At 64.3% G+C, this 23321-nt stretch carries 24 protein-coding genes and 1 pseudogene; 14 read left to right on the forward strand and 11 right to left on the reverse strand.

What is annotated here, in order from left to right; all coding sequences use genetic code 11:
• Positions 1-4: 4 nt before the first annotated feature.
• Positions 5-793 (reverse strand): response regulator transcription factor, encoded by a 789-nt coding sequence (locus ACY8GK_RS10765; protein ID WP_462401258.1) that lies wholly within the window; start codon positions 791-793, stop codon positions 5-7.
• Between the two features lie 184 nt (positions 794-977).
• Here ACY8GK_RS10765 and ACY8GK_RS10770 point away from each other — a divergent pair, with 184 nt between their 5' ends.
• Positions 978-1811: a carbon-nitrogen hydrolase family protein gene (locus ACY8GK_RS10770; RefSeq protein WP_462401259.1), complete on the forward strand. Its 834-nt coding sequence runs from the start codon at positions 978-980 to the stop codon at positions 1809-1811.
• Positions 1812-1894: 83 nt separating this feature from the next.
• Positions 1895-3217, forward strand: a complete 1323-nt coding sequence (locus ACY8GK_RS10775) for an APC family permease (RefSeq protein WP_462401260.1) — start codon at positions 1895-1897, stop codon at positions 3215-3217.
• A gap of 38 nt (positions 3218-3255) precedes the next feature.
• Here the strand turns inward: ACY8GK_RS10775 and ACY8GK_RS10780 are convergent.
• Positions 3256-3531: pseudogene (locus ACY8GK_RS10780) on the reverse strand (IS4 family transposase); the annotation flags it as partial.
• A gap of 233 nt (positions 3532-3764) precedes the next feature.
• Here ACY8GK_RS10780 and ACY8GK_RS10785 point away from each other — a divergent pair.
• From ACY8GK_RS10785 to ACY8GK_RS10800, 4 genes are all read left to right on the forward strand, one after another.
• Positions 3765-4112 (forward strand): ArsC family reductase, encoded by a 348-nt coding sequence (locus ACY8GK_RS10785; protein ID WP_462401261.1) that lies wholly within the window; start codon positions 3765-3767, stop codon positions 4110-4112.
• A gap of 35 nt (positions 4113-4147) precedes the next feature.
• Positions 4148-5182, forward strand: a complete 1035-nt coding sequence (gene dapD, locus ACY8GK_RS10790) for a 2,3,4,5-tetrahydropyridine-2,6-dicarboxylate N-succinyltransferase (protein ID WP_462401262.1) — start codon at positions 4148-4150, stop codon at positions 5180-5182.
• 75 nt (positions 5183-5257) lie between these two features.
• On the forward strand, positions 5258-6463 hold the full coding sequence (locus ACY8GK_RS10795; protein ID WP_196177653.1) for an aminotransferase class V-fold PLP-dependent enzyme: 1206 nt from the start codon (positions 5258-5260) through the stop codon (positions 6461-6463).
• Positions 6460-6870 (forward strand): SufE family protein, encoded by a 411-nt coding sequence (locus tag ACY8GK_RS10800; protein ID WP_196177654.1) that lies wholly within the window; start codon positions 6460-6462, stop codon positions 6868-6870. Before ACY8GK_RS10795 ends, ACY8GK_RS10800 begins: the two co-directional genes overlap by 4 nt.
• Here the strand turns inward: ACY8GK_RS10800 and tcdA are convergent.
• Entirely contained in the window at positions 6849-7673 is an 825-nt protein-coding gene (gene tcdA, locus ACY8GK_RS10805) for a tRNA cyclic N6-threonylcarbamoyladenosine(37) synthase TcdA (RefSeq protein WP_196177656.1), read from the reverse strand. The genes ACY8GK_RS10800 and tcdA overlap by 22 nt on opposite strands.
• A gap of 248 nt (positions 7674-7921) precedes the next feature.
• On the opposite strand from tcdA, the gene ACY8GK_RS10810 reads away from it, so the two are divergent.
• The 4 genes from ACY8GK_RS10810 to ACY8GK_RS10825 all read left to right on the forward strand — a co-directional run bounded on the left by ACY8GK_RS10810 (position 7922) and on the right by ACY8GK_RS10825 (position 13037).
• Positions 7922-10513, forward strand: a complete 2592-nt coding sequence (locus ACY8GK_RS10810; RefSeq protein ID WP_462401263.1) for a glycosyltransferase — start codon at positions 7922-7924, stop codon at positions 10511-10513.
• A gap of 162 nt (positions 10514-10675) precedes the next feature.
• On the forward strand, positions 10676-11827 hold the full coding sequence (gene dapE / locus ACY8GK_RS10815; RefSeq protein WP_462401264.1) for a succinyl-diaminopimelate desuccinylase: 1152 nt from the start codon (positions 10676-10678) through the stop codon (positions 11825-11827).
• Positions 11827-12639 (forward strand): putative RNA methyltransferase, encoded by an 813-nt coding sequence (locus ACY8GK_RS10820; protein ID WP_196177663.1) that lies wholly within the window; start codon positions 11827-11829, stop codon positions 12637-12639. The genes dapE and ACY8GK_RS10820 overlap by 1 nt, the downstream gene beginning before the upstream one ends.
• Positions 12640-12656: 17 nt before the next feature.
• A complete protein-coding gene (locus ACY8GK_RS10825; RefSeq protein ID WP_196177665.1) occupies positions 12657-13037 on the forward strand; it encodes a hypothetical protein in 381 nt (126 codons plus the stop codon).
• A 90-nt stretch (positions 13038-13127) separates the two neighbouring features.
• Here the strand turns inward: ACY8GK_RS10825 and ACY8GK_RS10830 are convergent, their stop codons facing one another.
• Positions 13128-13337 carry a cold-shock protein gene (locus ACY8GK_RS10830; protein WP_196177667.1) on the reverse strand — a complete coding sequence of 70 codons (210 nt, stop codon included), beginning with the start codon at positions 13335-13337 and terminating at the stop codon, positions 13128-13130.
• A 218-nt stretch (positions 13338-13555) separates the two neighbouring features.
• Here ACY8GK_RS10830 and plsB point away from each other — a divergent pair, with 218 nt between their 5' ends.
• The 3 genes from plsB (at position 13556) to ACY8GK_RS10845 (ending at position 17428) form a co-directional block, all read left to right on the forward strand.
• Positions 13556-16045: a glycerol-3-phosphate 1-O-acyltransferase PlsB gene (gene plsB / locus ACY8GK_RS10835; RefSeq protein ID WP_462401265.1), complete on the forward strand. Its 2490-nt coding sequence runs from the start codon at positions 13556-13558 to the stop codon at positions 16043-16045.
• Positions 16046-16127: 82 nt separating this feature from the next.
• Positions 16128-16550, forward strand: coding sequence for a hypothetical protein (locus ACY8GK_RS10840; RefSeq protein WP_462401266.1), 423 nt, complete (start codon positions 16128-16130; stop codon positions 16548-16550).
• Between the two features lie 188 nt (positions 16551-16738).
• Entirely contained in the window at positions 16739-17428 is a 690-nt protein-coding gene (locus ACY8GK_RS10845) for a DUF4197 domain-containing protein (protein WP_196177673.1), read from the forward strand.
• A gap of 112 nt (positions 17429-17540) precedes the next feature.
• Here ACY8GK_RS10845 and ACY8GK_RS10850 read toward each other — a convergent pair whose 3' ends face one another.
• Entirely contained in the window at positions 17541-18317 is a 777-nt protein-coding gene (locus ACY8GK_RS10850; RefSeq protein WP_462401267.1) for a class I SAM-dependent methyltransferase, read from the reverse strand.
• Between the two features lie 91 nt (positions 18318-18408).
• Here ACY8GK_RS10850 and ACY8GK_RS10855 point away from each other — a divergent pair, with 91 nt between their 5' ends.
• Entirely contained in the window at positions 18409-19029 is a 621-nt protein-coding gene (locus ACY8GK_RS10855) for an energy transducer TonB (protein ID WP_196177677.1), read from the forward strand.
• Positions 19030-19031: 2 nt separating this feature from the next.
• Here ACY8GK_RS10855 and ACY8GK_RS10860 read toward each other — a convergent pair whose 3' ends face one another.
• The 6 genes from ACY8GK_RS10860 to adk all read right to left on the reverse strand — a co-directional run bounded on the left by ACY8GK_RS10860 (position 19032) and on the right by adk (position 23270).
• The gene (locus tag ACY8GK_RS10860; protein ID WP_462403011.1) at positions 19032-19661 is read right to left on the reverse strand and encodes an extensin-like domain-containing protein; all 630 of its coding nucleotides are present in this window, start codon (positions 19659-19661) and stop codon (positions 19032-19034) included.
• A gap of 66 nt (positions 19662-19727) precedes the next feature.
• Complete coding sequence (locus ACY8GK_RS10865; protein WP_196177679.1) at positions 19728-20558, reverse strand: isocitrate lyase/PEP mutase family protein; 831 nt, start codon at positions 20556-20558, stop codon at positions 19728-19730.
• A 28-nt stretch (positions 20559-20586) separates the two neighbouring features.
• Complete coding sequence (locus ACY8GK_RS10870; RefSeq protein ID WP_196177681.1) at positions 20587-21453, reverse strand: DUF72 domain-containing protein; 867 nt, start codon at positions 21451-21453, stop codon at positions 20587-20589.
• Between the two features lie 3 nt (positions 21454-21456).
• Positions 21457-21741 (reverse strand): hypothetical protein, encoded by a 285-nt coding sequence (locus tag ACY8GK_RS10875; protein WP_196177683.1) that lies wholly within the window; start codon positions 21739-21741, stop codon positions 21457-21459.
• A 118-nt stretch (positions 21742-21859) separates the two neighbouring features.
• The gene (tsaB, locus tag ACY8GK_RS10880) at positions 21860-22534 is read right to left on the reverse strand and encodes a tRNA (adenosine(37)-N6)-threonylcarbamoyltransferase complex dimerization subunit type 1 TsaB (protein WP_196177685.1); all 675 of its coding nucleotides are present in this window, start codon (positions 22532-22534) and stop codon (positions 21860-21862) included.
• Positions 22535-22619: 85 nt separating this feature from the next.
• Entirely contained in the window at positions 22620-23270 is a 651-nt protein-coding gene (adk, locus tag ACY8GK_RS10885) for an adenylate kinase (protein WP_196177687.1), read from the reverse strand.
• Between the last annotated feature and the right edge of the window lie 51 nt (positions 23271-23321).

Raw genomic sequence — 23321 nt, forward strand, 5'->3', positions numbered from 1 at the left:
TCGCTCATTGTGGGGCTTCGGTCTGGGCCTTGAGAAACAGGGCAAACAGCTCGGACTGCGATTTGATGCCAAGCTTGCTATAGATGTGCTTGCGATGAACCCTCACCGTTTCCGATGAGATGGAAAGCTTGCGGCCTATCTCCTTGCTCGAGCAGCCGCTGAGCATCATGCGACCGACTTCGAGTTCTCTGACGGTAAGCGGCATTTCGAGCTTGCCTACACCCTTCTCCAATGGCTGCCATGGAGAAGCGGGGGCTACGATATGCACATCCTTTTCAAATCGAAAACGTTGGCGCATCGTGGCCAGCACCCACGGCTGCAGCAGGTTCAACAGGGCAATCTGAGCGCCGCTGAACCGCGACTGGTTACCTAGAGAAAGACACAACGCGCGCTCCGAATCGAGCTGAACGTTGTACTGCACTTCGTCAGCGACAACGTTGAGTCGAAAGTAGCGCTGATAGTAATCCGTTCGCTCGAAGCATTCCGGCGCTACATCGGTGAGGTGCACCAAGCCGCTGACCCGCGCTTCTCGGCTGGCAATGTAGAAAGGATCCAAGAGGTACAGACCTTTGAGGTAGTCCTGAAACAGTGGGTCCTCTCCCCCGTCCGCGCCGGGAGACTCCGCGTACACCAAGGGACGGCCGTCACTGAAAAGAAGTGCAACCCAACTGTCGAACTCGATGTACTGCTTCAGCAATCGCACGAGGCAACGCCAGAAATCGGGATGATCCAGTGCTTCGACCAGTTGCCCGACCGAGCGATGCCAGGCGATGTCCTGTAGCGTAAGGTTCATGTCTACCCCATATGGGTTACCACAAGGGCGTAATTACCCGGCTAGCGCAGCGGCGGCATACTCGAATGGTCATGGCCAGGCCGCTGCGCACTGTGATCACTTTACCTCAAACGGTCATGTGGGCTGTTGCCAGATCTCTTCGCTGTCAGAGCGTTGCGCCACCGCCGCGTAGTCAGGAGCACGAATGAAAGTAGAACTCATCCAATTGGCCGGTCGCGATGGCGACACGGCCTACAACCTGGAGCGCACCCTCGAAGCGATTCACGGCTGCGCGCCCGACGCCGACCTCGTGGTGTTTCCAGAAACGCACCTGATGGGTTTCCCCACGGAGCAAAACATCGCGCACATCGCCGAGCCCCTTGATGGCCCGACCCTCACCGCGGTGGCTCAAGCCGCGAAAGACAGGCACGTAGGAGTCGTCGTTGGCCTTGCAGAGGCCGGCGAAGAGGGACGCTTCTACAACACGACCGCCCTCGTCACGCCTGATGGCATCGCCTTGAAGTACCGCAAGACCCATCTATGGTCTTCTGACAAGGGGATCTTCACTCCAGGTGACAGGTACGCCACAGCGCTCTTCAAGGGCGTTCGAGTGGGCCTGCTGATCTGCTTCGACATCGAGTTCCCGGAAACCGCCCGGGCGCTGGGCCAGCTTGGTGCCGACCTGATTCTTGTCACCAACGGCAACATGGATCCCTATGGGCCGACACACCGCACGGCAATCAGCGCACGGGCAATGGAAAACCAAGCGTACGCGGTGATGGTCAACCGAGTCGGCCCAGGCGATGGCGGCCTGCTATTCGCTGGTGGAAGCGCGGTCGTCGACCCCTATGGGCAAATGCTTTGCGAGGCGGGACGCGAACCCTGCCAGATGGGGCTGGTGATCGATATGTCACACGTGCCGCAAGCGCGCAAAGAGTACAGCTATCTTGCCGAGCGCCGCTTCGCGCTACCCGGCCAGCTCATCGAGCACGCCAATGGCTTGCGCGAGCTGCTCATCGAAGCAAGCCGAACCACTTAACCGTCCTCTGCTCTGCGCACGCCAAGGCCATGGCTAGGCCTTGGCATAACCACTCCATAAAAAACACAACCGGAGTAAAGAACATGGCCCAATTGAAGCGAACCCTTTCGCTGGGTGCGGTTACGCTGTTCGGCATCGCCTACATGACGCCCATCATCGTCCTGGGCACCTTCGGTATCCTGGCCGACACCACTGGCGGGTCGGTACCTTCGGCCTACCTTGCCGCATCCATTGCAATGCTCTTCACAGCCTTGAGCTATGGAAAAATGGCAAAGGCGTTTCCAGTAGCCGGATCCGCCTATACGTACGTTCGAAAATCCATCAGCCCCAAGCTGGGCTTTCTCGCCGGCTGGGCGGTACTGCTCGATTATCTGTTCCTGCCCATGGCGATCTGGTTGATCGGCGCCGCCTATCTTCACTCAGCGCTCCCAAGCGTGGCGCATCCGGTCTGGGTGCTGGCCTTCATTGGCGTCACCACGGCGATCAACATTGTCGGGCTGCAATTGGCCAAGACGGTGAACGGCGTCCTGATGCTGCTGCAGTTCCTGGTATTGGCCGCGTTCATCGGACTCGCCGCCCACTACGCCACGGGCGATCTGAACCAGCCGTTCTGGTCGCTCGCGCCCTTTTACCAGGACAGCTTCCAATTGCCTCTGGTCATGAGCGGCGCGGCCATTGCCTGCTATTCCTTCCTGGGATTCGACGCGGTGAGCACGTTGACCGAGGAAACGCATGAGCCGCGTAAAACCATTCCGCGGGCAATTCTGCTGATCACCCTGCTAGGTGGCGTCATCTTCATCGTCGCGAGCTACTTCGTCCAGCTCGCCCATCCTTCCACCGATTTTGCGAACGCAGATTCGGCAGCCTACGAAATCGCCAGGAACATCGGTGGGGATATCTTCGTCAGCTTCTTCCTCATCGGTCTGATCGTGGGCCAGTTCACTTCCGGCCTATCAGCGCAGGCAAGCGCGTCGAGGCTTCTCTTCGCAATGGGCCGCGATGGTGTCCTTCCGAAACGCCTGTTCGGTCGCCTGAGTGAGCGGTTCGGCACTCCCGTCATCAGCATCCTCCTGTGCGGCGTCGTGGCACTGCTGGCTTTGCGAATGGACGTCACCACCTCGACATCCTTCATCAATTTCGGCGCTTTCCTGGCGTTCAGCTTGGTGAACCTGTCTGTGATCTTCCATTACTGGATAGCCGAAGGGGAACGGGGCATTAAAGCGCTGACGTTGTACCTGACGTTCCCTCTGATCGGGCTGATGGCCGATCTATGGCTGATGGCGAGCCTGGACCGCATGGCTATCTACCTGGGACTCTCCTGGCTGGCCATTGGGGTGATCTACCTGGTCATCATCACGGGCGGTTTGCGTCGGCAGCCGCCAGAGATGCATTTCGAAGAGGCATGACGCGCGAGCATCGACGAGCACAAGCCCGCTGGAAACGGTCATGCTGCCTCTATGCGGAGCAGCCTACGATCCTCTGGATATCGGGTTCTGGAAAGCTTCACCGTCCTTGGCCTGCCCGGCCTGGGGCGGTGATCCAGAACATCCCGGCGACGCCTCCCCGCCATTGCGCCAGCCTCCTTCTCCGTGCCGATACCCAATAGGCATCACCGCCACGATCAACTGCACGGCCATGTGCTGGCAGGCGCGCTTGGACCGTATACCTGTACAGACCCGGCCGAAGCCACGGCGGCTCGACTGGCCTCCCGACGAACGATACGCGTCGGACTTTCACTCAAGGCTTCTCCATGAACAGCGGTCGCCAGCGAGCTTGGGCACGAAGCAGCAGGCCGTGATGTCCAGCCACGGCCGGGTACCGGTCGACGAAGCGGAACGAGCCGTGCCGCGACAGTCATGGCGCCGACTGGATCGATGTCGCATAATTCGGCGATCAAATTCAGGGGAATGTCGGGGAGGTTTTCGGGGAGACCCAGCCACCCTTTATAAATCAATGACTTACACTCTTTACGGCATCAAGGCCTGTGACACCATGAAAAAAGCCCGCGCATGGCTCGAACAACATGCCATCGCATACGCGTTCCATGACTACAAGACCCAGGGCATCGATCGCACGCGTCTGGCGCGCTGGTGCGACGAGCACGGCTGGGAAGCCGTGCTCAACCGCGCCGGCACCACCTTCCGCAAGCTCGACGAGGCCGCCAAGGCCGGTCTCGACCAGGCCAGGGCCATCGAACTGATGCTGGCCCAGCCATCGATGATCAAGCGCCCGGTACTCGAGCTCGGCGATCGCACCCTGATCGGCTTCAAGCCCGAGTCGTACGCCGCGGCGCTGACCTGAGAATCCGCTCACCCTTATTCGCAAGAGGTAACTGCATGTCCACTACCCCGTTCAGCCTGGCATTCGGCGTCGGCACCCAGAACCGCCAGGGCGCCTGGCTGGAAGTCTTCTATGCGCAGCCCCTGTTGGCGCCGAGCGCCGAACTGCTCGCCGTGGTCGCGCCGATTCTTGGCTACGAAGGCGGCAACCAGGCCATTGCCTTCAGTAACGCCCAGGCCTCCCAGCTGGCCGATGCAGTCAGGCCGGTGGACGCCGGCCAGGCCGCCTTGCTGACCCGCCTGGCCGAAAGCAACAAGCCACTGGTCGCCACCCTCCTGGCCGAGGATGGCGCCCTCACCTCGACTCCCGAGGCCTATCTCAAGCTGCACCTGCTGTCGCACCGCCTGGTCAAGCCGCACGGCCTGAGCCTGGCAGGCATCTTCCCGCTGCTGCCGAACGTCGCCTGGACCAGCCAGGGCGCCATCGACCTGGCCGAGCTGGCCGAACAGCAGCTCGAAGCGCGCCTCAAGGGCGAACTGCTGGAAGTCTTCTCGGTCGACAAGTTCCCAAAGATGACCGACTACGTGGTCCCGGCCGGCGTGCGCATCGCCGACAGTGCCCGGGTGCGCCTGGGTGCCTACATCGGCGAAGGCACCACCATCATGCACGAAGGCTTCGTCAACTTTAACGCCGGCACCGAAGGCCCCGGCATGATCGAAGGCCGCGTGTCGGCCGGCGTGTTCGTCGGCAAGGGCTCGGACCTGGGCGGCGGCTGCTCGACCATGGGCACCCTGTCCGGCGGCGGCAACATCGTGATCAGCGTGGGCGAAGGCTGCCTGATCGGCGCCAACGCCGGCATTGGCATCCCGCTGGGCGATCGCAACACCGTCGAGGCGGGCCTGTACATCACCGCTGGCACCAAGGTCCAGCTGCTCGACGAGCAGAACCAGCTGGTCAAGGTGATCAAGGCGCGCGAGCTGGCCGGGCAGGCCGACCTGCTGTTCCGGCGCAACTCGATCAGCGGCGCGGTCGAGTGCAAGACCCACAAGTCGGCCATCGAGCTGAACGAGGCGCTGCACGCCCACAACTAAGGCCAGCGGCAACCTGAAGTGGTAAGATCGGGCCTGGTTCAATACCAGGCCCGTTTCCTTTCCAGGTTCCAGATCATGCTCCAGCCCTCCCCCTGGCGTGCCGATTTTCCCGCCATCGTCGCCCTGCAACGGCAGCACCAGACCTACCTGGACAGCGCGGCCACCACGCAGAAGCCCCAGCCCATGCTGGATGCCCTGAACCATTACTACGCCAGCGGCGCGGCCAACGTACATCGTGCCCAGCACCTGCCGGCGGCCATGGCCACCCAGGCGTTCGAAGCCAGCCGGGACAAGGTCGCCGCCTGGCTCAACGTCGGCGATTCGCGGCAGGTCATATTCACCCACGGCGCGACTTCGGCGCTGAACCTGCTCGCCTATGGCCTGGAATACCGTTTCGAGCCCGGCGACGAGCTCGTGGTCAGCGCCCTGGAACATCATGCCAACCTGCTGCCCTGGCAGCAGCTGGCCAAGCGACGCGGCTTGCGCCTGGTGATCCTGCCGCTGGACGAGTATGGCTGCATCGACCTGGAACAGGCTCTGCAACTGATCGGCCCACGTACGCGGCTGCTGGCACTCAGCCAGTTGTCGAACGTGCTGGGTACCTGGCAACCGCTGCCGACGCTGCTGGCCCATGCCCGTGCCCAAGGCGCGCTGAGCGTGGTCGACGGCGCTCAGGGCGTGGTGCATGGCCGCCACGATGTCCAGCAACTGGCCTGCGATTTCTATGTCTTTTCCAGCCACAAGCTGTACGGTCCGGATGGCGTCGGCGTGCTTTACGGTCGAAGCGAGGCGCTGGCGCTGCTGCGTCCCTGGCAGTTCGGCGGCGAGATGGTGCAGTTTGCCCGCTACCATGACGCCAGCTTCCGCCCCGCCCCGCTCGGTTTCGAGGCTGGCACGCCGGCGATCGCCAGCGTGATCGCCCTGGGCGCCACCCTGGATTACCTGGCCAGCCTCGATGTCCAGGCGTTGGCCAAGCACGAGGCTGCCCTCCACCGGTACCTGCTGCGCGGCCTGGCCGAGCGCGATGGCGTGCGCCTGCTTGGCAGGCCCCAGGCAGCCTTGGCCAGCTTCGTCGTCGAGGGGTTGCACAACGCCGATATCGCCCACCTGCTCACCGAGCAAGGCATTGCCGTGCGCGCTGGCAACCATTGCGCCACGCCTTTGCTCGGGCGCCTGGGGCTCGATGGCGCGATCCGCGTGTCGCTGGGCCTGTACAACGACAGCGACGATCTCGAGCGTTTCTTCACGGCCCTGGACCAGGCCTTGGAGCTGCTGCGATGAGTCTGCCGAGCCAGGCCAGCGAAGCCTTGCAGGCCTTCGGGCAAGCACGCGGCTGGGAGCAGCGTGCGCGCCTGTTGATGCAATGGGGTGATCGTCTGGCACCGTTGGATGCTACCGAAAAGAATGAAGGCAATCGTGTGCAGGGCTGTGAAAGCCAGGTCTGGCTGGTCGCCGTGCGCGAAGGCGAGCAGTGGCGCTTCAAGGCCAGCAGCGATGCGCGCCTGCTACGCGGCCTGCTGGCCTTGCTCCTGGCGCGCGTGCAGGGCCTGGACAGCGACGCGCTGGCAGCGCTGGACCTGCGCGCCTGGTTCACCGAGCTGGGCCTGGAGCGGCAACTCTCACCGTCGCGCAGCAACGGCCTGCATGCCGTGCTGCAACGCATGGCTCAGCTCGCGTCGGCTGCCTGAGCCCGGTTGCGCTCGGAAGGTCTGCGCGCGCCCGCTACCAGCTTGTCCACTGCCTTGCTGGCGGCGACCATGCCGAACGTGGCGGTGACCATCATCACCGCGCCGAAGCCGCCGGCGCAATCGAGGCGCACACCCTCGCCAACGAAGCTCTTCTGCAGGCAGACGCTGCCGTCGCCCTTGGGATAACGCAGCTGCTCGCTGGAAAACACGCAGGCAACGCCGTAGTTGCGGCGGACGTTGCGGGAGAAGTCGTAGTCGCGGCGCAAGGTCGAACGCACGCGCGAAGCCAATGGATCGTTGAAGGTCTTGTTCAGATCGCCCACCTGCACCTGGGTCGGGTCGATCTGCCCGCCGGCGCCACCGGTGGTGACGATGGCGATCTTGCGCCGCCGGCACCAGGCGATCAGCGCAGCCTTGGCCATCACGCTGTCGATGCAGTCGACCACGCAGTCGAAGTCCTCGGTGATGTATTCGGCCATGGTGTCGCGCGTGACGAAGTCGGCCACGGCATGCACGACGCAGGCCGGGTTGATGGCGCGCAGGCGCTCGCCCATGACCTCGACCTTGGCGCGACCGACCTGGCCTTCCAGCGCATGGGCCTGGCGATTGGTGTTGCTGACGCAGACGTCATCCAGGTCGAACAGGGTGATTTCCCCGACGCCACTGCGCGCCAGCGCCTCGGCCACCCAGGAGCCGACACCGCCAATCCCAACCACGGCGACATGGGCCCGGCCCAGACGTTGGAGACCATCGTTGCCATACAGCCGGGCGACACCGGCAAAGCGTGGATCTTCTGTACTCATGCTGCAAACCTGAAAAAAGCCGGCACGCATTATAGGCCAGTCGGCCCGATGCCGGGACGCCAGCCGGCGCTTGCTTGCCAACACCTGCTCGGCACGCCCCGCCTGTCCAGCGCGACGCGCTGGTCGTCTCTGCTTTACTGAGTGCTGGATCGGCGCTTCATTTCGCTCGGGTTATCCAGCACGCTGTCGCCTGGCGGCAGGAGCCGGACCGAATCCATCCGTTTGTCATTTTCCAAGCAGAATCAGTCATGTCATCACGAAAGATCGGTCTCAACCTGGTGGTCGTGCTGGCCATCGCCGCGCTGTTCACCGGGCTCTGGGCCCTCGTCAACCGCCCGGTGGCCGCGCCTGCCTGGCCGGAACAGATCTCGGGCTTTTCCTATTCGCCCTTTCGCCTCGGCGAAAGTCCGCAGAAGGGCCAGTACCCGAGCGAGGAGGAATTGCGCCAGGACCTGGAGCAGCTGAGCAAGCTGACCGACAGCATCCGCATCTACACCGTCGAGGGCAGCCAGGCGCAGATCCCGCGCCTGGCCGAGGAGCTGGGGCTGCGGGTCACCCTGGGCATCTGGATCAGCGCCGACCAGCCGCGCAACGAACGCGAAATCGCCCAGGCCATCGAGCTGGCCAATACCACGCGCAGCGTGATCCGGGTGGTGGTCGGCAACGAGGCGCTGTTTCGCCAGGAGGTCACGCCAGGCGCCCTGATCGAATACCTGGACCGGGTCCGGGCGGCGGTCAAGGTACCGGTCACCACCAGCGAACAGTGGCATATATGGAAAGATCATCCGGAGCTGGCCGGCCATGTCGATCTGATCGCCGCGCACATCCTGCCCTACTGGGAATTCGTACCCATGCAGGATTCGGTAGCGTTCGTGCTCGAACGCGCCCGCGAACTCAGGCGGCAGTTTGCGCGCAAACCTCTGCTGCTGTCGGAGGTCGGCTGGCCGAGCAACGGCCGCATGCGCGGCGGTGCCGACGCCACCCAGGCCGACCAGGCCATTTACCTCAGGACCTTGGTCAACACGCTCAATCGCCGCGGCTACAGCTATTTCGTCATCGAAGCCTACGACCAGCCCTGGAAGGCCAGCGACGAAGGCTCGGTGGGCGCCTACTGGGGCGTGTTCAATGCCGCGCGCCAGCAGAAGTTCAACTTCGAAGGCCCGGTGGTGGCCATCCCGCAATGGCGTGCCCTGGCGGTCGCCTCGGTGGTGCTGGCGCTACTGGCTCTGACCCTGCTGCTGATCGACGGCTCGACCCTGCGCCAGCGCGGTCGCACCTTCCTGACCTTCATCGCCTTCTTGTGCGGCTCGGTGCTGGTGTGGATCGGCTACGACTACAGCCAGCAGTACAGCACCTGGTTCAGCCTGACCGTGGGCGTGCTGCTGGCGCTGGGAGCGATCGGCGTGTTCATCGTGCTCTTGACCGAAGCCCATGAGCTGGCCGAGGCGGTCTGGACCGGCAAGCGCCGGCGCGAATTCCTTCCGGTACGGGCCGACACGGCGTACCGGCCCAAGGTTTCGATCCACATTCCTTGCTACAACGAGCCGCCAGAGATGGTCAAACAGACCCTCGACGCGCTGGCAGCGCTGGACTATCCGGACTACGAAGTGCTGGTGATCGACAACAACACCAGGGATCCGGCGGTCTGGGAACCGGTCAAGGCCCACTGCGAAGCGCTCGGCGAACGCTTCAGGTTCTTCCACGTGGCGCCCTTGGCCGGTTTCAAGGGCGGCGCGCTCAACTACCTGATCGCCCATACCGCCAAGGATGCCGAGGTGATCGCGGTGATCGATTCGGACTACTGCGTCGATCGCAACTGGCTCAAGCACATGGTGCCGCATTTCGCCGACCCGAAGATCGCCGTGGTGCAGTCTCCCCAGGATTACCGCGACCAACACGAAAGCGCCTTCAAGAAGCTGTGCTACAGCGAATACAAGGGCTTTTTCCATATCGGCATGGTGACTCGCAACGAGCGTGACGCGATCATCCAGCACGGCACCATGACCATGACCCGTCGCTCGGTGCTCGAAGAGCTCGGCTGGGCCCAGTGGTGCATCTGCGAGGACGCCGAGCTCGGCTTGCGGGTGTTCGAGCGCGGCTACTCGGCAGCCTATGCCCACGACAGCTATGGCAAAGGGTTGATGCCCGACACCTTCATCGACTTCAAGAAACAGCGTTTCCGCTGGGCCTACGGTGCCATACAGATCATCAAGCGGCATGCCTCGGCGCTGCTGCGCGGCAAGGGTAGCGAACTGACCCGCGGCCAGCGCTACCACTTCCTGGCCGGCTGGCTGCCGTGGATAGCCGATGGCATGAACATCTTCTTCACCTTCGGCGCCCTGCTGTGGTCGGCCGCCATGATCATCGTCCCGCATCGGGTCGACCCGCCCTTGCTGATCTTCGCGATTCCGCCGCTGGCGCTGTTCTTCTTCAAGGTAGGCAAGATCGTCTTCCTCTATCGCCGTGCCGTGGGGGTCGATCTGAAGGATGCCCTGGCCGCCGCCCTGGCCGGGCTCGCCTTGTCACACACCATCGCCAAGGCCGTGCTGTACGGCTTCTTCACCAGCAGCATGCCGTTCATCCGCACGCCCAAGCACGCCGACAGCCACGGCGTGCTGGTGGCCATCGCCGAAGCGCGCGAGGAGCTGTTCATCATGCTGCTGCTATGGAGCGCAGCGGCCGGCATCTGCCTGGTACAAGGGCTGCCCAGCTCCGACATGCGCTTCTGGGTGGCCATGCTGCTGGTGCAATCGCTGCCCTACCTGGCAGCCCTGGTCATGGCGTTCCTGTCGTCCAGGCCCACGCGTGGCGCGCCAGCGACGCAGGCGGCGGACGCCTGACCACCGCCTGCGTCTGGTGGCGCGAGCAAACTCCGTGGCCTGCCTGGGGCGCCAGATCACGATCTGCCCTGCATGGCTGGACGCCCCGCGTGCCCCCGGCGCTGGTTTGATATAAGATAACGCCCCCGTTTTCCCGCCCTGCCTTGTCCTTCGGAGTTGCACATGACGGCACCAGCCGACCTTTCGCCCACCCTTCAACTGGCCTGCGATCTGATCCGCCGTCCTTCCGTCACGCCGGTCGATGCCGACTGCCAGAAACAAATGATGCAGCGCCTGGGTGATGCCGGCTTCGCGCTCGAGCCGATGCGCATCGAGGACGTGGACAATTTCTGGGCGACCCATGGTAGCCAGCAGGGTCCGGTGCTGTGCTTCGCCGGTCATACCGACGTGGTACCCACCGGCCCGCTCCAGGCCTGGGCACATGAGCCCTTCCAGGCCCTGGTCGACGAGCAGGGCATGCTCTGCGGCCGCGGCGCCGCCGACATGAAAGGCAGCCTGGCGTCCATGGTGGTGGCCAGCGAGCGCTTCGTCAGCGATTACCCGGACCACCGAGGCAAGATCGCCTTCCTGATCACCAGCGACGAGGAGGGCCCCGCCCAGCATGGCACCAAGGCAGTGGTCGAGCGCCTGCGCGCCCGCCAGGAACGGCTGGACTGGTGCATCGTCGGCGAACCCTCGAGCACCAGCCTGCTCGGTGACGTGGTCAAGAACGGACGGCGCGGATCGCTCGGCGCGACCCTCACGGTGCGTGGCAAGCAAGGCCACGTGGCCTACCCGCACCTGGCACGCAACCCCATCCACCTGGCCGCGCCCGCCTTGGCCGAGCTGGCCGCGCAAGAGTGGGACCAGGGCAATGCGTTCTTCCCGCCCACCAGTTTCCAGATCTCCAACCTCAATGCAGGTACCGGTGCCACCAACGTGGTCCCCGGCGAGCTGACCGCGCTGTTCAACTTCCGTTTTTCCACCGAATCCACCGTCGAAGACCTGCAGCAGCGCGTCGCGGCAATCCTCGACAGGCACCAGCTGGACTGGTCGATCGACTGGGCATTGTCCGGCCTGCCGTTCCTGACCGAGCCGGGCGAGTTGCTCGATGCGGTATCGGCCAGCATCAGGCAGGTCACCGGCCGCGACACCCAGCCCTCCACCAGTGGCGGCACTTCCGACGGGCGCTTCATCGCCACCCTGGGTACCCAGGTGGTCGAACTCGGTCCGGTCAACGCGACCATTCACCAGGTCGACGAACGTATCCTGGCCAGCGACCTGGACCTGCTGACCGAGATCTACTACCAGACCCTGGTACGGTTGCTCGCCTGATGCTCGCCTGTCCACTCTGCCATGCACCGCTGACGCGGCTCGACAATGGCGTGGCCTGCCCGGCCGGCCACCGCTTCGACCGCGCTCGTCAGGGCTACCTGAACCTGCTGCCGGTGCAGCACAAGAACAGCCGCGCGCCAGGCGACAACCAGGCCATGGTCGAGGCACGGCGGGACTTCCTCGAGGCCGGTCACTATGCCCCGGTCGCCGACCGCCTGGCCGAACTGGCTGCCGAGCGCCAGCCACACAGCTGGTTGGATATCGGCTGCGGCGAAGGCTATTACACGGCCCGCATCGCCCAGGCCCTGCCGCGCACCAACGGCTATGCCCTGGACATTTCCCGCGAGGCGGTCAAGCGTGCCTGTCGGCGCGACCCGACGCTGACCTGGATGGTGGCCAGCATGGCACGCGTACCCCTGGCCGATGCCAGCTGCCAGTTCATCGCCAGCGTGTTCAGTCCGCTCGACTGGCAGGAGGCCCTGCGCCTGCTCGCCCCTGGGGGTGGCCTGATGCGGGTCGGCCCGACCAGCGGCCACCTGATGGAGCTGCGCCAGGTACTCTACGATGAAGTACGTCCGTATGCCGATGACAAGCACCTGGCCCTGGTGCCGCCTGGCATGTCCCACGCCCACGGCGAGACCCTGCAATTGCGTCTGGCACTGGCAGATGCCAAGGCGCGCGCCGACTTGCTGGCCATGACGCCCCATGGCTGGCGTGCCAGCGCTGAACGGCGCGCGCGGGTGATCGACCAGCCAGAGCCGTTCGAAGTGACCGTTTCCATGCGTTATGACTATTTCGTGCGTCAAGATTGAGCACACCGGAGCCTGAAATGCGCCAGCCTGATATCGAGATCTACCTCAAGGACAGCGATGTGACCCAGCAACAGGTGACCACCTGGCTCACCCAGGCAGTGGGCACCTGCGGCGAATGGAAGCAGAAAGGCAAGACCTGGAAATGCCTTGCCGGTAACATTCCGGTCACCTGGGTACCCAATGCCGTGGGGAAATGGAACAGCCTGTTCCTGGAAAGCGACCAGACGCCATGGGCCGACGATATCGCCTGCGCCCGTGCCGCGCATGCCGCGCTGCAGGTGGAAGTGCGCTGCGCCCCTGGTGGGTGGGTGGAGGAAGAAGGCGAGGAGGACGCCGACCGCTGGATACGTGTCAGCGCCGACGGCGAGCAGGAAATCACCTGGCGCACCGGCGGCTGACGTCCTCACCCAGCGGCAAGCTACAAGCTGATCGGATTTGGTGATACACCTCGGTTGGCTTGGAGCTTGCCGCTTGTGGTTGCGGCGGCTTCAGAGGCCGAGGACGTCCTCGGCTTGCAGGCCTTTCTGGCCCTGGACCAGCGCGTATTCGACCCGCTGCCCTTCGACCAGGGTACGATGCCCTTCGCCGCGGATTGCCCGATAGTGGACGAAGACATCCGCGCCGCCTTCACGCTGGATGAAGCCGTAGCCCTTGGCATCGTTGAACCACTTTACATTCCCAGTCTCACGAGACGACATCTGCACTACTCCAGATTGTTGTTTTCAAGATCGCCTTGCAGGCGCGGGGATGGCCGGCGCCCATGCGGCTTGAGGAAATATCCTGCAAGCTGCGGACCGAGTATATGACACGGCACAATAAATTTTCATGACCTGCAGACTTTTGCCGTACTCGACCGTATACGGCAGACTTGCGCTCGGCAATCTTCTCGAATCCTCACAGCACGAGCCCGCATCCGATGACCCGTTCCCCCATGCGCCGCCTTTTGTTCAGCGCGCTGCGCCGCCTGCTGTACTTGTGGGTGCGCTCCGAAACCATCAACCCGTCATCGATCGTTCCCAAGCTCGACCGCAGCCGCCCGGTGATCTACGCGCTACCCTCGCCCTCGCTCAGCGACCTGGCAGTGCTCGACCACGAGTGCACCAGGAGGGGGCTGCCGCGACCCGTGCTGCCTGTGGTGCTGGCCGGACACCATGAGCCCGCGGCTTTCTTCTACCTGACCCCCGAACCCGACTGGCTTGGGCGGCAGGACAAACGCGGGGCGCCACCGACGCTGCAACGGCTGATCGAGGCCGTACGCCAGCATGCCGAAGAGGACGTGCAGATCGTTCCGGTCAGCGTGTTCTGGGGCCAGTCACCCGATAGCGAGTCGAGCCCCTGGAAGCTGTTGTTCGCCGACAGCTGGGCGGTGACGGGTCGCCTGCGCCGATTGCTGACGATCCTGGTGCTGGGGCGCAAGACCCGCGTGCAATTTTCCGAACCGATGCCGGTTCGCCAACTGCTGGAGCACGGCAAGGACCAGGCGCGCACCGTGCGCATGGCGCAGCGCTTGCTGCGTGTGCGCCTGCGCAACCTCAGGACGGCCGTGATCGGCCCGGACATTTCCCATCGCCGGCACCTGGTCAAGGGCCTGGTGCATGATCCGCTGGTACGCCAGGCCATCGCCGAGCAGGCCGAGCGCGACAAGAGTTCCCTGGCCAAGGCCGAAGCCCAGGCGCTGCGCTACGCCAACGAGATCGCCTCGGACTACACCTACACCGCGATCCGCTTCCTGGAAGTGGTACTCAGCTGGTTCTGGAACAAGATCTACGATGGCATCAAGGTCAACCACATCGAGCAGGTCAGGGACATCGCCCCAGGCCACGAAGTGATCTATGTGCCTTGCCACCGCAGCCATATCGACTACCTGCTGCTGTCGTACCTACTGTTCCGCAATGGCCTGACTCCGCCGCACATTGCCGCCGGGATCAACCTGAACATGCCCGTGGTCGGCAACCTGCTGCGTCGCGGCGGGGCGTTCTTCATGCGCCGCACCTTCAAGGGCAACCCACTGTACGCCGCGGTGTTCAACGCGTACCTGCATACCTTGTTCAGCAAGGGCTTCCCGGTCGAGTATTTCGTCGAAGGGGGTCGCTCGCGTACCGGGCGGATGCTCCAGCCACGTCCCGGCATGCTGGCCATCACCTTGCGCAGCTTCCTGCGCTCCTCGCGTACACCGATCGTCTTCGTGCCGGTGTACATCGGCTACGAGCGGGTGCTCGAAGGCCGTACCTACCTGGGCGAGCTGCGCGGGGCAAGCAAGAAGAAGGAGTCGATATTCGACATCTTCAAAGTCATCGGAGCACTCAAGCAGCGCTTTGGCGAGGTGTATGTCAATTTCGGCGAGCCGATCCGCCTGGCCCATTTCCTTGACCGGCAGCAGCCGGACTGGCGTACCCAGGACCTGGGCCCCGAGTACCGCCCTGCCTGGCTCAACGACGCCACCACGCAGCTGGGCGAGACGGTGGCTCGCCACGTGAACGAAGCGGCAGCGATCAACCCGGTCAACCTGGTCGCCCTGGCACTGCTGTCCACCAGCCGCCTGGCACTGGACGAACGCGCCTTGGTACGGGTGATCGACCTGTATCTGGCGCTGTTGCGCCAGGTGCCCTATTCAGCGCATGCCACCCTGCCGGATGGCGATGCGCTGGCGCTGATCGACCACGTCAAGGGCATGGACCTGCTTGCCGAGCAGAGCGATGCCCTTGGTCGCATCCTCTACCTGGATGAAGCCAACGCCGTGCTCATGACCTACTACCGTAACAATGTCCTGCATATCTTCGCCCTGCCGGCCCTGCTGGCGAGCTTCTTCATGAGCAGCTCGCGCATGAATCGCCAGCAGATCGGCCAGTACGTGCGCGCGCTCTATCCCTATCTGCAGGCCGAGCTGTTCCTGCGCTGGGAGCCGCAGCAGCTGGACGAAGTCATCGACCAATGGCTCGACGCCCTGACCCGGCAAGGCCTGTTGCGTCAGGAAGACGGTATCTACCTGCGGCCGGCTCCAAGCTCCCGACAGTTCGTCCTGCTGACGCTGCTGGCCAGGGCGATCACCCAGACCCTGCAACGCTTCTACATGGCGACTTCGTTGCTGCTCGACAGCGGCCAGCACAGCCTGACGGCCGAGGGACTGGAGAACCTGTGCGTGATGATGGCCCAGCGCCTGTCGATCCTGCATGGGCTCAACGCACCGGAGTTCTTCGACAAGGCACTGTTCCGGCACTTCATCCAGACCCTGTTGCGCCAGGGCGTGGTCAGGCCGGACGAGGCTGGCAAGCTGGGCCATCATGCCGAGCTCGGCGACCTGGCCGAAGGCGTGGCCAAGCGTGTGCTCTCGGCGGAACTGCGCCTGTCGATCCGGCAGGTGGCAACCATGCGTGGCGATACGTCCGAGACGTTGCCCCTGGCATAGCTTTTCCAGCTGCCATGCCGGCAGCGGTGCGTTCAGGCTGGCCTCGCTGCTTTCCTGAACTCACCGTAACGGAGATCCATCCATGAAAAATGACGTTCCTGCCACCCCGGTTACCGGCATCCATGATGGCAACCTGACGCCCAACCAGGCATCGATCGAAGGCATCCACGGGGATAACCTGACGTCCGGCCAGGCATCGATCGAAGGCGTCCACGGCGGCAACCTGACGCCTAACCAGGCATCGATCGAAGGCATCCACGGCGGCAACCTGACGTCCGGCCAGGCATCGATCGAAGGCGTCCACGGCGGCAACCTGACGTCCGGCCAGGCATCGATCGAAGGCATCCACGGCGGCAACCTGACGTCCGGCCAGGCATCGATCGAAGGCATCCACGGCGACAACCTGACGCCCGGCCAGGCATCGATCGAAGGCATCCACGGCGGCAACCTGACGCCCGGCCAGGCATCGATCGAAGGCATCCAAGGCGGCAACCTGACGCCATGAACCGTCGAGGTCGACGTCTGGATCTCGCCCTGGTCATCAGGTACGGGGCCAGAGGTCGACCGGACGCACCAGGGCAGGATCGTCATCCAGCGGTCGGCGACCTGAAACCAAGCGCCGATCTGCCTGTGCGAATCCGGGCCGATCCGGTACGCTGGCGATCGTTCATTCGTTCCCGCAAGGAAGTCCTCATGATTCGCCGCTCCATGCGCCTTACCGCCCTATGCATCAGCTTGGCCCTCTCCACCAGCGTCATGGCGCTGTCGTTGGGCAACCTTTCCCAGACCGAAGCGGCTGGTGGACTCAAGGACGCATTGATCCAAGGCGCCCAGATAGCGGTCGAGCAGCTCGGCACTCCAGGTGGCTTCAGCGACAACCCGCAAGTGCGCATCGAACTGCCGGGCAACCTCGGCAAGGCCGCCAAAGCCATGAAGATGTTCGGCAAGGGCGCCCAGGTCGAAGCCCTGGAAAACAGCATGAACCAGGCCGCCGAGGCCGCCGTGCCGCAAGCCCAGGCGATCCTGGTCGACGCGGTGAAGAAGATGACCGTGGCCGATGCCAAGGGCATTCTCGCTGGCGGCGAGGACTCGGCTACCCAGTATCTGGACAAGAGCAGTCGTGAGCAGATCCGCGCCAAGTTTCTGCCGATCGTCAAGGCCGCCACCGACAAGGTCGGGGTGGCGCAGAAATACAACAGTTTCGCAGGCCAGGCCGCGGCGCTGGGCGTGATCGATGCGAAGACTGCCAATGTCGAAAGCTATGTCACCGAACAGGCACTCGATGGGTTGTTCGAAATGATCGCCAAGCAGGAGCAGAGCATCCGGCAGAACCCCGCCCAGGCGGCGACCAGCCTGGCCAAGAAAGTCTTTGGAATACTCTGAAACGGCCAGGCCAGGCACAGGCAGATGCCCTTGACTGCTGCCTGGCGCATTCAGGACCCAGCACATCCGCAGATGCCGGCGCTGCCACACCTCGGCTGCGAATCGTCGGCCGCTAGAGCTTGCGCCGGGCATAGATGTCGTAGCGGCTCGACTTGCCTTCAAGGCTGTGACTGGGCTTGGCCCCTTCGATGATCGGTGCCTTGCGTGGTCGCTTGACCACCACTCGGTGGCTGGCCAGGGCCAGGGCGGCACGCAGCAAGGCCGGCGCGTCGAGATCGTCGCCCACCAGCGGGCGGAACACGCGCATCTCCTTCTTCACCAGGGCGCTCTTGTCGCGATGTGGAAACATCGGATCGAGATAGATCACCTGGGGAGGCTCGCCTTCCCAGGTGCCCATGCGCTCGATGGCGTTGCCGGTCAACAGGCGCATGCGCTCGACGATCGGGCCCACGCCTTCATCGGCCCGGGCACGGGCCAGTCCATCCTCGAGCAAGGCCGCGACCAGCGGCTGGCGTTCGATCAGGGTCATGCTGCAACCCAGGCTGGCCAGCACGAAGGCGTCCTTGCCCAGGCCTGCAGTGGCATCCAGCACGATCGGGCGAATACCTTGGGCGAGGCCAACCGCCTTGGCGATCATCTGGCCGCTGCCGCCACCATAGAGGCGCCGATGAGCCGCCTGACCCTCGACGAAATCCACACGCACCGGCCCTGGCGCCCCTACGCCGAGCTGCTGGATCTGCAAGCCATCGGCGCCAACCTGCAGGGCTAACTCGGCCTGGTCATCCTGCAGCGGCAGGCCCAGTCGCTCTGCCCAATCCCGGGCCTGATCCTGGAAGTGCGCCGACAGGGCCTCGACCCTGATCCCCGTGCTGCGTGCTTGCTCGCCCATCTTGCCTGCATCCGAAAGATTAATGAAACCTCGGCCGTGGCCGATACAGCCAGTATCGCCTATTCTGCCGGGCCGCTCACGCGCCACTGCCATGTCGGACAACATTTCCATCGGCCTGACCTACCTGTCGCCTGTCGGCAACCACGGTCGTCACAATACCCAGGTACTGGGAGGGGTCAGCCAGCTGTGGCCGGACTTCTTCGCTCGGGCGCTGGCCGAACGACCAGGCATGGCCCAGGAACAGGATCCGCCTTCGCCAGCCCTGCATGACCAGGACACGGGTGAACCCTTGGGCGGCACGCAGGCCCTGACGCTGATCAAGACCCAACGCATGTGCCAGGTCCTCGATCGTGAAGTGCGCCCAGCCGAACCGCTGTTCCTGCCCAAGGCCGAGTTCGAGGCTGAGCTGCTCGAACCTTTGCCCGAGCCTTTCGACGCAGCCGAGCTGATAGCACAGCAGCGTCAGCTCGACCTGGACATCAGCTGGCGGCGCCCGGTGGTCATGGGCCAGGGGCAAGCCCTGCCGCAGCCGGGCCCTGCCCCCGAGCCACGCCCGCTGCCGCTACCTATCGCCGAGTTCGAGCTGGAACTGCTGGACAAGGCCCCGGAACCGTTCGATGAAGCGACCCTGGCCCACCAGCAGGCGGACATGCGCTTCGACCTGCACTGGGCCCGGCCGGTGGTGTTGAACAACCTGCGGGCCTGCGCCTGAGCTCAGCGGCAGATTTTCCAGCGTCCCATGTCGACATGGAAGTGGTTGTGGTGAGCCGCGTTATAGTCAGGTCCCAGCACCGTGCCGAAGCTTTCGCAGGCGGCCTGCTGGACTTGCCGGAGGAACTCGGCCTTCGCTGCGCTGCCCTGCCAGTCCCGCGCCAGCACGATGCGCTGGCCATCCTTGAGACGAAAACCGCTGATATCCAGAGCATTGGCCGTGGCGTGCTCGCTCAATCGACCCTGCTTGCGATGATAGACATTACGACAGGCGAAGCTGCCCAGGTGATCGACCTGAGCCACCGGCTGCCCGAACACCCGGCGCGCCACGGGTTGCAGGCCGTGCTCCTCGAACAGCGCATAGGCCACGGCCAGCGGGCAGGTGGCCAGGAAGCTGCTGCTCAGGCGCGCCTGGCCTGCCTCGATGCGCCACACGTTCCGCAAGGGGCAGCGCGCGCTGTCCGGGCTGTCGGCCTGCGCTCGATAACGCAGCGACGAGGTTTCCAGCGCCTGGCGACATAACGCCGGATCCTCGCGCAGACGGGCCAGCTTGTAGCGCGTCAACAGGTTCGGTGGCTGGCGTACATCCAGCACCGCCCATGGGTTCCAGGCACTTGGCGGGCGCCAGCCCATTTGCCAGGCGACCCCAGCGGCCGCCAGCAGGCCAAGCAGCAGCACGGGCAGCAACCGCACGCCGAATCAGCGCCGGAACAGGTCGTTGAGCCGGGCGAACGGCAGGGCCTGTTCGGCATAGCCGAAGGTGCCCTGCTCGCGGATCTCCAGCGCAGCGCGCTGCAGGCCAGCCAGGGCCGCGCGAGCCAGCGACGAACCGACGCTGATACGGCGCACGCCCAGGTCCTGCAACTGGTTGACACTCAGCGGCACGCCTGCCAGGCCCATCAATACATTGACTGGCTTGGGCGCCAGCGCCTGGACCACGGCCCGGATCTCCTCCGCCTCGCGTAGCCCCGGTGCGTAGACGACGTCGGCGCCGGCTTCGGCATAGGCTTGCAGACGCAGGATGGTGTCGTCCAGGTCCAGGCGTCCATGCAGCAGGTTTTCCGCGCGAGCACACAGCATGAACGGAAAGTGCAGGCTGCGAGCTGCCTGGGCCGCTGCCCGGATACGCTCCACGGCCAGCCCCAGGTCATGGATCGGTGCCTCGGGGCGGCCACTGGCATCCTCGATCGAAGCACCGACCAAGCCTGCCTCGGCGGCACGAAGGATGCTCTGCGCACAGTCTTCGGGACTATCGCCGTAGCCATTCTCCAGGTCGGCGGCCACTGGCAATGGCGTGGCATCGACGATCGAGCGGGCATTGGCGAGGGTCTCGTCCAGACCCAAGGCCCCCTCGGCGTCCGGCCGGCCCAGGGCAAAGGCAAGACCCGCGCTGGTGCTGGCCAGGGCCTCGAAGCCAAGGCTGGCCAACAGCCTGGCCGAACCGGCATCCCAAGGGTTGGCGATGACGAACGCCTCGTCACGCTCATGCAGGGCCTTGAAGGCCTCGGCTCGCAGGGTTTGCACATCCATGGTCACATCTCCGGCAGGTAGCGGGCGCTCAGAGTAGGCCCAACTGTTCGACCTCGGGCGGACGCGGCAATTCATCCAGCGCCGGCAGACCCGGCAAACGCTGGCCCAGCTGACGATGGAAGCGCTGCGCCAGGGCAGCAGCCAGGCGGTTGTCCGCCGTGTGCAGGAAGACATAGGGCGCCCGGCCTTCCTCGATCCAATGGGCGACCTTGGCGACCCATGGCTTGAGAAACCGATCGTTCGCTTCCAGTTCCGGATGCCCGATGAACCTGACCTGAGGATGCTCGGTGAAGGCCGCTGGACGGGGTGGGACGTGGGGCTTTCTGGACTGCGCGTGGATCACCGCGGGATCACTGGATACGCAACTGAACAGCGCTCGCGGATCCAGGCAGATTCGCTCTACGCCACGGGCGTGCAGCAACCGGTTCAGGCGCCGCTCCTCCTCGCCTCGGGCGAAGAAAGCGCCGTTGCGCACTTCGACGGCGATCGGCACGCCCAGCGCGTCGAGGAACTCGGCGAGCTCGCCAAGCCGGGAGGGACCGAATGTTGCCGGCAATTGCAGCCAGGGCGGCGACACTCTCTGACCCAGCGCAGACAGCAGGCGGAGAAACTCATGGGCCGGTTCGACCTGCGCGCGCAAGTCGCCATCGTGACTGATGTCACGCGGAAACTTGGCGGTGAAACGAAACCCGGCAGGCATCACCTGAGCCCAGCGCGCCACGGTGGCCGGTGCCGGCCTGGCATAGAAGGTCGTGTTGCCTTCGACCGCGTTGAACACCTGGCAGTACAGGGCAAGAAAATCATTGCTGCGGGCATCGGCCGGATACAAGTAGTCGCGCCAGGCCGGCTCGCTCCAGGAAGGACAGCCGAGAAAATAAGGAAGCCTGGCTGTCATGGCTCAGATGTACAGGTCCAGTCCCAGCACCTCGGTCTCCCAATCGCTGAAACCAGCAGTGGCCAGGTAGCTGGCCAGCGCCGTGGCGGTCTTGCGATCGCGAGGGCGCGGATGCGGCAGGTCGTACGCCTGGGCGGGCAGGCCACCATTGCGCCGGGCGCCACGCGCCGACTGGAATATCTGCTCCTGCGTCAGCTCGACATCCTCCACGCTCTCGTCGAGCACGACAGGCTTTCGCGGCGTGCGCTTGATCGGGTAGGAATGTGACGAGAAACCATCGATACGCATGAGGTGAGCACCAGGACCATTGAATGCAATCTAGCAGTATCAGGCAGGCTTCACCAATGTCCTGATAAACACTGGACCACAATGGGCCTAAAAGGTTTTATCGCCTTGTCGCCAAGTTTCAGCGCAGCTTGGGCGTGGCCACGTTGTCACGCAGGTATACCGGCTGCGCCTGGTCGGCGGCGACCGCTTCGCCACGGGCCCAGGCGAAGCTGGCCAGACTCAGGATATCCAGCGCCGCGGGCAGGCGGGCCGGATCGCAGGCGCTCACCGGCGCGCCGATACGCTCGGCATGGCTCCAGCCCGTGCCTGCGCCGAACCACTGGCCAGCGCAGCCCTGCGGCAGCAGCGCATGCTCCGGAGGCAGCACGCTTTCCTGGCCAAGCAGGCACATTTCACCTTCGCGCGCCTGATAGCAGCCCCAGTAGACCTCGTCCATGCGCGCGTCGATGGCCGCGGCGACCTGCTGCATGCCGTACTCGCGCAATGCCCCCTGGGCCAGCGCGGCCAGGTTGGATATCGGCAGCACGGGGCGGTCCAGGCCGAACGCCAAGCCTTGCACGACACCGATGGCGATACGCACGCCGGTGAAGGCGCCGGGGCCTCGACCGAAGGCAATGGCATCGAGCTGGCCCATGGCGACACCGGCATCGCCTAGCAACCGGCTGATCATCGGCAGCAGTTTCTGAGCATGCAGACGCGGGATCACCTCATAGTGGCTGGTCATCTCGCCGTCATGCAGCAGGGCGACGGAGCAGGCTTCGGTTGCGGTATCCAGGGCCAGCAGGGTGGTCATCGAACAAGTATCCAGACAAAGGGGAAAAGAGCGGCAGTATAAACGACGACGGCCCGCAAGCGGGCCGTCGTGACGCAACCTCAGGTCAGCCCAGGGCTTGCAGCACCTTGGCGGTGATCGATTCGACCGAGCCAACGCCTTCGATGCGTTCGCAACGCGGCTTGCCGCCCTGCCTGGCCGACAAGGCCTTGTAGAAGTCCACCAGCGGCTTGGTCTGCTTGTGGTAGACCGCCAGGCGCTCGCGAACGGTTTCTTCGCGATCGTCGTCACGCTGGATCAGCTCCTCGCCGGTAACGTCATCCCTGCCCTCGGTCATGGGCGGGTTGTACTGGACGTGGTAGGTGCGGCCCGAAGCCAGGTGCACGCGGCGGCCCGCCATGCGGCCGACGATCTCTTCGTCCTCGACGGCGATCTCGATCACCGCGTCGATGTCGACACCGGCGGCGACCATGGCCTCGGCCTGCGGGATGGTGCGGGGGAAGCCGTCGAACAGGCAGCCATTGGCGCAATCAGGCTGGGCGATGCGCTCCTTGACCAGGCTGATGATCAGGTCGTCGGAAACCAGCTGGCCGGCATCCATGACTTTCTTGAGCTCCAGGCCCAGCGGGGTACCGGCCTTGACCGCGGCACGCAGCATGTCGCCGGTGGAAATCTGTGGAATACCGAATTTTTCGGTGATGAACTTTGCCTGAGTACCTTTACCGGCCCCGGGAGCTCCCAGCAGAATTACGCGCATCTCGTGCTCCTCATTTTTTTCTGTGCAAATCGATGGATTCGGCGCTCTGGG

It is taken from the genome of Pseudomonas sp. Marseille-QA0332 (assembly GCF_054950175.1).

What these genes read in the sequence shown, in the direction of transcription:
- ACY8GK_RS10765 (WP_462401258.1), bottom strand. Translation starts at nt 793, where the DNA reads ATGAACCTTACGCTACAGGACATCGCCTGGCATCGCTCGGTCGGGCAA.
- ACY8GK_RS10770 (WP_462401259.1), top strand. Translation starts at nt 978, where the DNA reads ATGAAAGTAGAACTCATCCAATTGGCCGGTCGCGATGGCGACACGGCC.
- ACY8GK_RS10775 (WP_462401260.1), top strand. Translation starts at nt 1,895, where the DNA reads ATGGCCCAATTGAAGCGAACCCTTTCGCTGGGTGCGGTTACGCTGTTC.
- ACY8GK_RS10785 (WP_462401261.1), top strand. Translation starts at nt 3,765, where the DNA reads ATGACTTACACTCTTTACGGCATCAAGGCCTGTGACACCATGAAAAAA.
- dapD (WP_462401262.1), top strand. Translation starts at nt 4,148, where the DNA reads ATGTCCACTACCCCGTTCAGCCTGGCATTCGGCGTCGGCACCCAGAAC.
- ACY8GK_RS10795 (WP_196177653.1), top strand. Translation starts at nt 5,258, where the DNA reads ATGCTCCAGCCCTCCCCCTGGCGTGCCGATTTTCCCGCCATCGTCGCC.
- ACY8GK_RS10800 (WP_196177654.1), top strand. Translation starts at nt 6,460, where the DNA reads ATGAGTCTGCCGAGCCAGGCCAGCGAAGCCTTGCAGGCCTTCGGGCAA.
- tcdA (WP_196177656.1), bottom strand. Translation starts at nt 7,673, where the DNA reads ATGAGTACAGAAGATCCACGCTTTGCCGGTGTCGCCCGGCTGTATGGC.
- ACY8GK_RS10810 (WP_462401263.1), top strand. Translation starts at nt 7,922, where the DNA reads ATGTCATCACGAAAGATCGGTCTCAACCTGGTGGTCGTGCTGGCCATC.
- dapE (WP_462401264.1), top strand. Translation starts at nt 10,676, where the DNA reads ATGACGGCACCAGCCGACCTTTCGCCCACCCTTCAACTGGCCTGCGAT.
- ACY8GK_RS10820 (WP_196177663.1), top strand. Translation starts at nt 11,827, where the DNA reads ATGCTCGCCTGTCCACTCTGCCATGCACCGCTGACGCGGCTCGACAAT.
- ACY8GK_RS10825 (WP_196177665.1), top strand. Translation starts at nt 12,657, where the DNA reads ATGCGCCAGCCTGATATCGAGATCTACCTCAAGGACAGCGATGTGACC.
- ACY8GK_RS10830 (WP_196177667.1), bottom strand. Translation starts at nt 13,337, where the DNA reads ATGTCGTCTCGTGAGACTGGGAATGTAAAGTGGTTCAACGATGCCAAG.
- plsB (WP_462401265.1), top strand. Translation starts at nt 13,556, where the DNA reads ATGACCCGTTCCCCCATGCGCCGCCTTTTGTTCAGCGCGCTGCGCCGC.
- ACY8GK_RS10840 (WP_462401266.1), top strand. Translation starts at nt 16,128, where the DNA reads ATGAAAAATGACGTTCCTGCCACCCCGGTTACCGGCATCCATGATGGC.
- ACY8GK_RS10845 (WP_196177673.1), top strand. Translation starts at nt 16,739, where the DNA reads ATGATTCGCCGCTCCATGCGCCTTACCGCCCTATGCATCAGCTTGGCC.
- ACY8GK_RS10850 (WP_462401267.1), bottom strand. Translation starts at nt 18,317, where the DNA reads ATGGGCGAGCAAGCACGCAGCACGGGGATCAGGGTCGAGGCCCTGTCG.
- ACY8GK_RS10855 (WP_196177677.1), top strand. Translation starts at nt 18,409, where the DNA reads ATGTCGGACAACATTTCCATCGGCCTGACCTACCTGTCGCCTGTCGGC.
- ACY8GK_RS10860 (WP_462403011.1), bottom strand. Translation starts at nt 19,661, where the DNA reads ATGGGCTGGCGCCCGCCAAGTGCCTGGAACCCATGGGCGGTGCTGGAT.
- ACY8GK_RS10865 (WP_196177679.1), bottom strand. Translation starts at nt 20,558, where the DNA reads ATGGATGTGCAAACCCTGCGAGCCGAGGCCTTCAAGGCCCTGCATGAG.
- ACY8GK_RS10870 (WP_196177681.1), bottom strand. Translation starts at nt 21,453, where the DNA reads ATGACAGCCAGGCTTCCTTATTTTCTCGGCTGTCCTTCCTGGAGCGAG.
- ACY8GK_RS10875 (WP_196177683.1), bottom strand. Translation starts at nt 21,741, where the DNA reads ATGCGTATCGATGGTTTCTCGTCACATTCCTACCCGATCAAGCGCACG.
- tsaB (WP_196177685.1), bottom strand. Translation starts at nt 22,534, where the DNA reads ATGACCACCCTGCTGGCCCTGGATACCGCAACCGAAGCCTGCTCCGTC.
- adk (WP_196177687.1), bottom strand. Translation starts at nt 23,270, where the DNA reads ATGCGCGTAATTCTGCTGGGAGCTCCCGGGGCCGGTAAAGGTACTCAG.